Below are 8,744 nucleotides of genomic sequence, written 5' to 3' on the forward strand. Positions count from 1 at the left end.
CAGGTGCAAAACAAAGTTTTGCACCTGCTGCTATTTCATTTCACCTCTGGCGTTAAAGTATCGCCCTGTTCTGTTAACTTATTGCTCACAGTAATTACGTCTTCTGCTTCAAAAAAGATGATTTCCATTTCAGCTTTTGTATACTGCTTCATAACTTATTCTCCTTTCCTGTATTCCATTGTAGCATTATAATATGCAAATAAAGATGATACTGCATCCTTCGCCAACTCATCAAAGTCATTGCTGCTGATAACTGCATACACATAGGAAAGAGCAGATACACTGTATGAAGCTGTTCCTTTATCAGTTGTTATACTTACTGAATAAGTATCTCCGAGCTGATGCGCCGAGATATTTGATATCGTTATCCTGTGGCGTCCATCCTTCTGCTTTACGACAGTTACCGGATCACCGTTAACAGTTACAGCAATATCCCCCTCGTATCCGGAGATAGTATCAAAGTAGATATTGATCGAAGTTTCGGCATTAAGCGAAAGAGAATACTTTATCTCCTCTATATCCGATGTGCCGAGGTCAAAGCTGTGCTGATATTTTCTGACATTCTCCTTTACGCTGTCATAATTATAGGAAGCTTTGTAGAACTTCTTCATTTCCTTATGCTCACTGCCCACAGTCCAGTTATTATTGTCTGCAAGGAAGGGCTGGACATAGTGTCCGTAATCGGCTATGGCATGGATAAGCTCAAGAGTTTTTCCGTCATAACTCTCAGCGTTTTCTTCTATAGCCTCAAGGTATTTCAGCACGGAATAATCCTTTGTTACCGTCTGTCCGTCTCCGTAATGGAATACCGCATTTATCGTATCAGCCATTTCGACGGAAGTAACATAACAGGTAAAGCCATAGTACTCGCCGGTCTGATTTATGCATTTTCCATCATAAGAGTCTGTTGATGTCTTGCCGTTCACGTTGAATTCCATGAAGCTTGCAGCTCTTTCAACGTCTGAAAGCGATGACAGATCAAGATAGAAGTTCACGCCTATCTGCCCGCTGAGAACGAGGCTGCTCGCCATGAATTCAGGAGCATTGCTCTTCCAGCCCGCATAGAGCGTCATATCATCTGAGGGACGCAGCGGAAATTCACAAAGGGCAGTACATTCCTTGTCTGTGAACCAACCGGTAAACGTGAAGCCTTTTCTCTCGGGCTCCTCAACGTTTTTTATTTTTCTGCCAGCCTCTACAGTAACATAATCAATCTTGCTTCCACCGTTAGTGTTAAGAGTGACGATGAATGAAGGTCTTACATTGTCCTCAGCGTACCATGCGCCGTCAGCACCTGATCTCGGACGGATATACTCCCTGTAACGAGGCGAGTCAAAACTGTAGTCCACCTCTTCAAAGTCGCCTTCAACAGAGTTGTCGTCAGTATCCTTAAAGCCTACACGTCTTATGGTACTCTTCTTGGACTGAACTCCCGAAGCAGCCTTTTCATAGTAAAGTGCAGCCTCGCTGCTTACAGGCACGCCGTTCTCCTTATCATTTCCTGAAACCGCAAACATATCCACATAACCGGAAATGGCCGGCTTTCTTGCAGTGTTGTCATATACGGCAGAATCAGCAGGTATGAGCGAATTGCTATCAAGCAGGACAACAGACAAGCCCTTATTGTTTATAACCTGATCCCATGACTGGTCAAAGCTGTCTACTGTAAAAGCTCCATCTTCAGGATCCTTTACGCCGGCGCATTTCACCAGATACGAGGAGTGTGATCCTATCGTTCCCGAAAGCTCCAGTTTGCTCCATTCCTTATTGTCTCCACCGTCAATACTTGACCTGTATTGGAGAGACCAACCTTTCAGACTGATGTCTTCACCGGTAGGGTTATACAGCTCGATAAAGCTGTCAGAGGAATATGCCTCCTTCTTTTTTCCACCGTAGATCTGATTGATAACTACATGAGGAACGCTGACATCATAGACATAAGTGTTTTCATTTATTTTATATGGAGCTCCTTTTCTTTCAGTCAGTTCCGCCTCTCCAGCAGTATTTAAGCCGACAAGAGCTGCCCGGATAGCAGCAGTAGTCTCGTCAAGCTCAGCCTGTGTAAAATCAAGAGCATAAACATCTACAGCCAGTGCTTCCTCCAATGCATCATTGCTGCCGTAAGCCGCATCGCTGTAGGCAAGAGCGCTTGCACGAGCTTCGTCATATTCGGAGAAGTCAAGCGACCAGCCTGATGTAGAGTTGTCTATCCAGCTGTTTCTTTCCGTGTAAAAATCCAGCAATGTGTTTTTTACAGTCTCAACAGACTTGGCAGTTCCGTTCCACCTCTTGGTGTCCGAATCCCAGCTCTCTTGCAGCGAATCGCCATAGGTATCTATATACTCATTAATGTATGCGTTGAGATCCGTACAGATATTCTTCGATTTCTCGAATTCGTTACGGTAAAGCTTTTTGAAGCTTTCCTTCATAAAAAGATAATTGCCGAAATTGATATTGTTTGTATGTATAGGCGACCAGTATGAAGCACCTGATTTATAGTCATTGTCATAATCCCAGACAGGTCCCAGCTTCAGAGGCTCGTTCTCTCCGGCAGCATACCAGTACATATTTGAGCCGCCGCCGTCACTGTTGCACATATAGTCCTTTGCAAGATACCATGACGCAAAATTAGCTGCGTCAATATATGAAAGATACTCCGTGTTATCGCCTTTAACGATGCTTGCCGTTCCAGTGCTGACTTTTTCCTTTATAGCAGCAGTCTGCTGCTCGTCAAGCTCATCGGCATCAGGTGTCTTGAAAGTAAAACCCATCTGCTCACGCTGTTTATCCACCTTGAAGTAATCATCGCCGGCATTCCACCAATAAGCATCATTTTCTACAACAAAGCCTGTATCGTCGAAATCAAGCTCTTTTGTTATCTGATCTACGGGCTGTGACAGAATATAGCATCCCCTGTAATCGCCATTGACGTATACGTTGACATACTCGAATTCAGGCTGCCATTCAGAGCCGCAGTATTCCGCAGCCCAGTTGGAAAACAGGAAATTCAGGCTGGTGCCGTCCCTGAGGAGCACCCATGTCTTGGAGCTGCTGTCTGTTCCGAAGGACTGCTTGCTGCTCAGCTTTACCTTATAGGGCTTTTTCTTGCCGGAAGCTGAGGTGTTTCCTCTGATCTTGATCTTTGCTTCTTCATCAATAACAGACGTTATCTTGCCGTTCGGGTCGGTGTACTCCACCTTGCAGTTTACATACTCGTTGTTAATGATCGTAGCGCCCCAACAGTTCTCAGGGTGACTGATATAGTCACATGTAGGCTCTACCGAATCTTCTGTCATAATACTAAGTGTCGAAATACTTTTTGTCTCTGTGTTTTCAGCTGCTGCGCCGGTGCTTACCGGACTGAGGTCCCCGGTAAAGTACAGTGAAGTACTCATAACAAGTACAGCCGACAAGATACCTGACAGTGAACGTTTCAGGAGATCACAGCAGGAAGCAGGAGCTTTCAGTTCTCTTGTTTGTCCTTTTTTACTCATGTTTTTCCCTCAATTCTTGCATATTACACCGTAAAAAGCGTTTCTCCTTTTAGTGCGTATGATAGTATACCAAACATGAGGAAAAAAGTCAAGTCAAAAATAGCTCTAGCCTACGATATTTTGCTATTTTGCTATAAAGTCACATTTCAGGTCATCAAAGTATCATGAAGTGTCATATAAATCGTATACAGGCTGTGGACTGAAGCTTTATCTGAGTGGGAAGGTGATCTCCCAATCACCTGAAACATTATTGGTGCAAGTCACGAACTCCCCTTTAAGCTTACATTCTGTGAGTGAATCATAAGAAGCCGGTATGACATACTCCGCGTAGCTGTCTTTATGGTTCTCGTCCCAGTAATAGTATATTTCATAATGCATTTCATCGACGGTAATATTCCCCTTACTGTCAATAAGAGTTATAAAGCCGTGATCATCTGTATTGTGTATATCCTCATACTTGGCAAGGACATGGAAAGCTCCGTCAATATAGCCGATATTCATGATATCCGCGCCTTGTACTGGCGTGCATACCGGCTGCTCTGGAACAGTAAGAAAACGCAGCCCCTCCGGCACCGGCTGTCCGCGCAATTCATCGGGTACATAAGTATCTGGCTCATAAGGGATACTGCTCATGTCAACAGCTTCAAGCACTGTGTTCGTATTCACCTTGCCGATGAGCAGATCGCTCACAGAAAAAGTCACTTTTCCCTTAGGCATATTGCTTCCGTCCATAGTTTCCATACTAACCACGAAATAGGCGGTGTGTGTGTCGGCGTCATAATCAGCAAAGCTGCAATGTCCCGACATATCACGGTTAACATTGATATTATAGCTGTCAAATAGATCCCATGCGCCGTCAGGACAGGTTCCTGTTGTATCACGCATGGCAAGATATACGCTTGCCTTACTGCCGATGCGCTCTGCGGATATAACTGTCATCTCTATCCCCTTGTCCTCACAGGTCATACGGACAGGCTTAAAAGTCTGAGCAACAGATGGTGCGATATGATAAAGTACATTGTATGCCGAATCGACACCATAAGCGGTCAAAGTCGGCAGTGGACAAAGGATCAGGACGGCAGCTGCGGCTATAGATATTATCCTCCTCCTCCATTTGCTCTGGGTTATCTTCTTTTCAGGCGCATCCGTCTCAAGGTAGCGCTCATCAATCATACCTACAGCGTTCATAAACGTATCAGCTTTCATACAAAATTCTCCTTTTTAAGCTTGGCATACAGTTTTTTACGTATGCGGAACAGCATGGATTTTACTTTGCTTTCCGAAAAGCCGTAATGGCTGGCTATCTCCGATACAGACTGCATATACCAGTAACGGCGGACAAATACGCTCCGTTCCGTTTCTGGGATACCGGCAAGAAAAGCGTTGATTGAGTCTGCGAGCTCCTGCTCAGATATCTCCTGCTCTACGCTTTGTCCAGAAGCGAGCCAGTCCTCGATTTCCTCAAAAACTACTCTCATTTCTGCTGAGCCGCGCTTCAGAGCCTTTTCCGAACGAGCTTTATTCAGGCTTATATTCCGTGTCAGCCTGCCGAGGAAGGTTTTCAGGCACTCCGGCTCGTGAGGCGGAATATTGTTCCATGCAGCAAGCCATGTATCATTGAGGGCTTCATCGGTGTCCTCAGCACTGTTCAGTATGCGTGCAGCAACAGAACGGCAGTACGCCGTATATTTCTGCTCTGTCTCAGCAACGGCATTTTCTTCTCTCTGCCGGAACAGCTCTATGATCTGGTGATCCTCCACGATGCTCCTCCTTTCGTTTTTCCTTAGAAGCTTCTACTATACTACTACCCGAACACGGTATGCCGGTTGCATAATTTTCAGGATTTTTTATGCATGTTTCGTGACCGCCCTGCGGCGTTCATCAGTGACACACTTATTATAGCACACGCAGGACACTGCCGACAAGATATAAACACCTCTCTATTCACCAGTCAACATCAAAGCCCTGATAAAAAGCAGTGACATTTGTAACATGTATAGTTACATTTCTCATCTTGTTCCTCTGCTCCCGTCGTGGTATCATTATATCAGAAACAGGCTGCGTCTGGCAGCGATAATCGGTATTATATCGCGTTTCACCAGACAAATACTGTGAACGATAGGAGCGATGTAAATGAAACTTATGACATTATCAGAGAGTCAGACCATGATGACCTTCATCTCACTTGCACTGCTGCTTTTATTCTCTTACGTCTTCGGCACTCTTGCCGAAAAGATAAAGGGTCCGAGAGTTGTCGGAGAGATACTCGGCGGCATGATACTCGGAGGCAGCTGTCTGTTCATTCTGCTTCCCGAAGCAATGAAAAAAATATTTTTTGCCTACCCCGAGCAGGGACAGGTGCTGAATATATTCTATCAGCTTGGGCTGATATTCCTTATGTTCCTTTCGGGTTACAATACCGAGATAAAGCTCTGTAAAAAGAACGCAAGGACTATATCTCTCGTATTCATCGGAGCAACCGTCATACCCATGCTGGCAGCTATACCGTTTATATCACTGTTCAGGAAGAGTTTCATCGGAGTCTCAGGCAATAACATCTCATTTTCACTTGTATTCTGTATAGGAGTTGCGATAACCTCAATACCTGTGATATCAAAAATATTTTTTGATATGGGAATAATGAACACCAAATTCTCAAACACTGTGCTGACAGTTGCGACATTTCAGGATCTTTGCCTGTGGATACTCCTGAATATCGCTACAAAGGTCGCAGCCGCCGGAAAGATAGATATTCTGCATATACTGATGATAGTTCTTTCCACCCTCGGAGCGTTCGCGCTGATAACCGCAGTGTCAAGAATGGTGAGATCGTCAATAAAGGTCCGCGACTCAAAACTGCTGTATACAGTTTGCTTCGTTATGCTTCTCGCTGTATGCGGACTGTTTTCAGTAATGGGCATAAACATCATGTATTCCGCCTTCATCGTCGGATATACTGTAAAAGTGTTCTTCGGCAAGGAAGCCGAAACAGTCAGAGATATATACGCACTCAAGGATATCGTATTCTCGTTTTTCGTACCTGTATACTTTGCACTTGTCGGTATACAGCTTAATGTGATAAACGATTTTTCTCCCGCAAGATTCCTGCTTTTTTTCATAATAGCCTTTGGACTTGAATTTATCGGCACATGGGCTGCTCTTATTTTCTCCGACCTCTCAGGCAATATGAAAATGAATTTCGCAGTAACCATGAACGCAAGAGGAGGTCCCGGTATTGTGCTTGCGACCGTAGGCTATGGAGCCGGTATCATCTCTCTTGAATTCTTCACTGTGCTGATACTTACTACCATGCTATCCTCCATGACAGCAGGCTATTATCTGAGATATCAGCAGAAAAAAGATAAGGCTGTGTTCGACAGCCTGTAAATAGTTAATTTTTCCCATAGTGACAAATGTCACTGCATAAAATGACATTCATCATCTTGAACAGCTTCGTTGTGTATTATATAATATAGACAGAGAAGGTATAATATACTGACAAAGTCAGCAGGATACCGGAGCATCAGGAGGTACAGACCATGGAGATTCTGATACAGATCATTGGCTGGGCAGTCATTGCTGCAGTCGTTTTATTCGTGATCAGTTCTGTCGTTCTTTTCATCAGGGACGGCATACTTGCTAAAAGCGAAGGAAGAAACAGAAAAATCAAGTATAAGGTCATGTTCATAATCAGTATGGCTATTACCGCCATGGCCGCAATGATCGGCATATTCCTGTTTCTCCTTGCAATTGCTGTTATGAGGAGTATGTAGTATGAGTGACCGCAGATTTATAAGGATGCTGATAGCTGTAGTTCTGATTGGACTTCTCCTCACCGCTGCACATCTTATTTTTATTTACCGCGCTTATCAGAACTCATCTGTCATACAATTTATTGCAAGGGAGCTGTGGCTGTGAAAAGGATAACTGTGATACTCACAACAGCTTTTATCTTTGCTGCCGTGAACGCCATGCTGTACGTAACGATAACAAGACGTCTCGCAAATAATTTCAGCGGAACGAGACAGCTGAAAATGGTGGATGTGGGAAAGTTCCTGCCATTCGAAGAGAGCTCTGAGCTTGCAAGAACAGGGGCTTCACTTAAATTCACGGAGAGCGACAAATTGCCTGTTTTAGACGGCGCAGCAGCGCTCGTACCTGTCTATGCTTCTGTGATTGAAAACTGCTACACCGAGGGCTGCGTCACATACAAGGGCGGTACGTTCTCCGACGATAATTATTACGGCGAAAACTTTGCCTCCGACAGCGTTATGCAGTACCAGAATACTATCAGGGGGTTTGATGCCCTTGTGGACGGCTCGGTAGACCTGTTCTTTACAGCTCATCCATCAAAGGAGCAGATGCTGTCTGCACAGGAAAAAGGAGCTGAGCTGGAAATAGTTCCAATTGGTCAGGAAGCATTCGTATTCTTTGTAAATAAAGACAACCCTGTGGATGGTCTTTCTTCGGAGCAGATACGCTCTGTCTACCGTGGAGAGATTACGAACTGGAATGAGGTCGGCGGTGCTTCAAGAACGATATATCCCCTGACCAGAGTTAAAGGATCGGGAAGCCAAACGATGATGGAAAAATTCATGGAGGGAGATATGATCACCTCCAAGGCTCCACTGTCCGTATTCGGCGGAGCGATTGGTTACTCCTTCCGGTACTACCTTTCGGGAATGGTAGCCGATGAAAACGTAAAAATGCTTGCAGTTGACGGTATATATCCCGACACTGAGAATATAAGGAACGGCTCATATCCGCTCACTGCGAATTTTTATGCAGTGTACCGCAGGGATAATCAGAACGCCAATGTTCAAAGGCTCGTTGACTGGCTGTTGTCAGAGGAAGGTGAGACAATGATTGAAGCATGCGGTTATGTTGGATTGCCCGATGATATCTCAGAACAATAAAACAGAAAAAAATATATTGAAATAAAAGGCTTTCCGCAAGAATATCTGCGAAAAGCCTTTTTAGTTTTAATTTAGTTCGGTAGGAGCGATTCTACTTCTCATCACGCACAGATCGTGAATATCCCATATTCCGTCACCGTTGACGTCATAATCCGCACCTGCCGGTATCTCAATCTTTTCTCCGAGGAGGAAAGACTTGAAGTTTCTGATATCGTCAGCCGTATAAACGGCAATTTCATTTTCAGTTCTCTTTGCGCTTACTGAATTGACAACCGCAGATCCGGTGTTCTTAAAAATTTTGAGTGTGAAATAAACGTCTTGTATGTCGTAAGTA

Annotated in this window: 7 protein-coding genes and 1 pseudogene; 4 read left to right on the forward strand and 4 right to left on the reverse strand. The window is 44.5% G+C overall.

Annotated elements, in window-relative coordinates; translation table 11 throughout:
- Positions 1-155 precede the first annotated feature (155 nt).
- The 3 genes from J6U00_RS06215 to J6U00_RS06225 form a co-directional block, all read right to left on the reverse strand.
- Entirely contained in the window at positions 156-3,494 is a 3,339-nt protein-coding gene (locus J6U00_RS06215; protein ID WP_296580230.1) for a CotH kinase family protein, read from the reverse strand.
- 207 nt (positions 3,495-3,701) lie between these two features.
- Positions 3,702-4,700, reverse strand: coding sequence for a hypothetical protein (locus J6U00_RS06220; RefSeq protein WP_296580232.1), 999 nt, complete (start codon positions 4,698-4,700; stop codon positions 3,702-3,704).
- On the reverse strand, positions 4,697-5,254 hold the full coding sequence (locus tag J6U00_RS06225) for a sigma-70 family RNA polymerase sigma factor (RefSeq protein WP_296580234.1): 558 nt from the start codon (positions 5,252-5,254) through the stop codon (positions 4,697-4,699). Before J6U00_RS06225 ends, J6U00_RS06220 begins: the two co-directional genes overlap by 4 nt.
- Positions 5,255-5,627: 373 nt before the next feature.
- Between J6U00_RS06225 and J6U00_RS06230 the strand changes: the two genes are divergently transcribed.
- The 4 genes from J6U00_RS06230 to J6U00_RS06245 all read left to right on the forward strand — a co-directional run bounded on the left by J6U00_RS06230 (position 5,628) and on the right by J6U00_RS06245 (position 8,410).
- The gene (locus J6U00_RS06230) at positions 5,628-6,881 is read left to right on the forward strand and encodes a cation:proton antiporter (RefSeq protein WP_296580236.1); all 1,254 of its coding nucleotides are present in this window, start codon (positions 5,628-5,630) and stop codon (positions 6,879-6,881) included.
- Positions 6,882-7,033: 152 nt separating this feature from the next.
- Entirely contained in the window at positions 7,034-7,267 is a 234-nt protein-coding gene (locus tag J6U00_RS06235) for a hypothetical protein (protein WP_296580238.1), read from the forward strand.
- 1 nt (position 7,268) lies between these two features.
- The gene (locus J6U00_RS06240) at positions 7,269-7,412 is read left to right on the forward strand and encodes a hypothetical protein (protein ID WP_296580240.1); all 144 of its coding nucleotides are present in this window, start codon (positions 7,269-7,271) and stop codon (positions 7,410-7,412) included.
- Positions 7,409-8,410, forward strand: coding sequence for a substrate-binding domain-containing protein (locus J6U00_RS06245; RefSeq protein WP_296580241.1), 1,002 nt, complete (start codon positions 7,409-7,411; stop codon positions 8,408-8,410). The genes J6U00_RS06240 and J6U00_RS06245 overlap by 4 nt, the downstream gene beginning before the upstream one ends.
- 66 nt (positions 8,411-8,476) lie before the next feature.
- Here the strand turns inward: J6U00_RS06245 and J6U00_RS06250 are convergent.
- Positions 8,477-8,744: pseudogene (locus J6U00_RS06250) on the reverse strand (hypothetical protein); the annotation flags it as partial.

The organism is Ruminococcus sp. (assembly GCF_017650195.1).
Taxonomy (GTDB): Bacteria; Bacillota; Clostridia; order Oscillospirales; family Ruminococcaceae; genus Ruminococcus.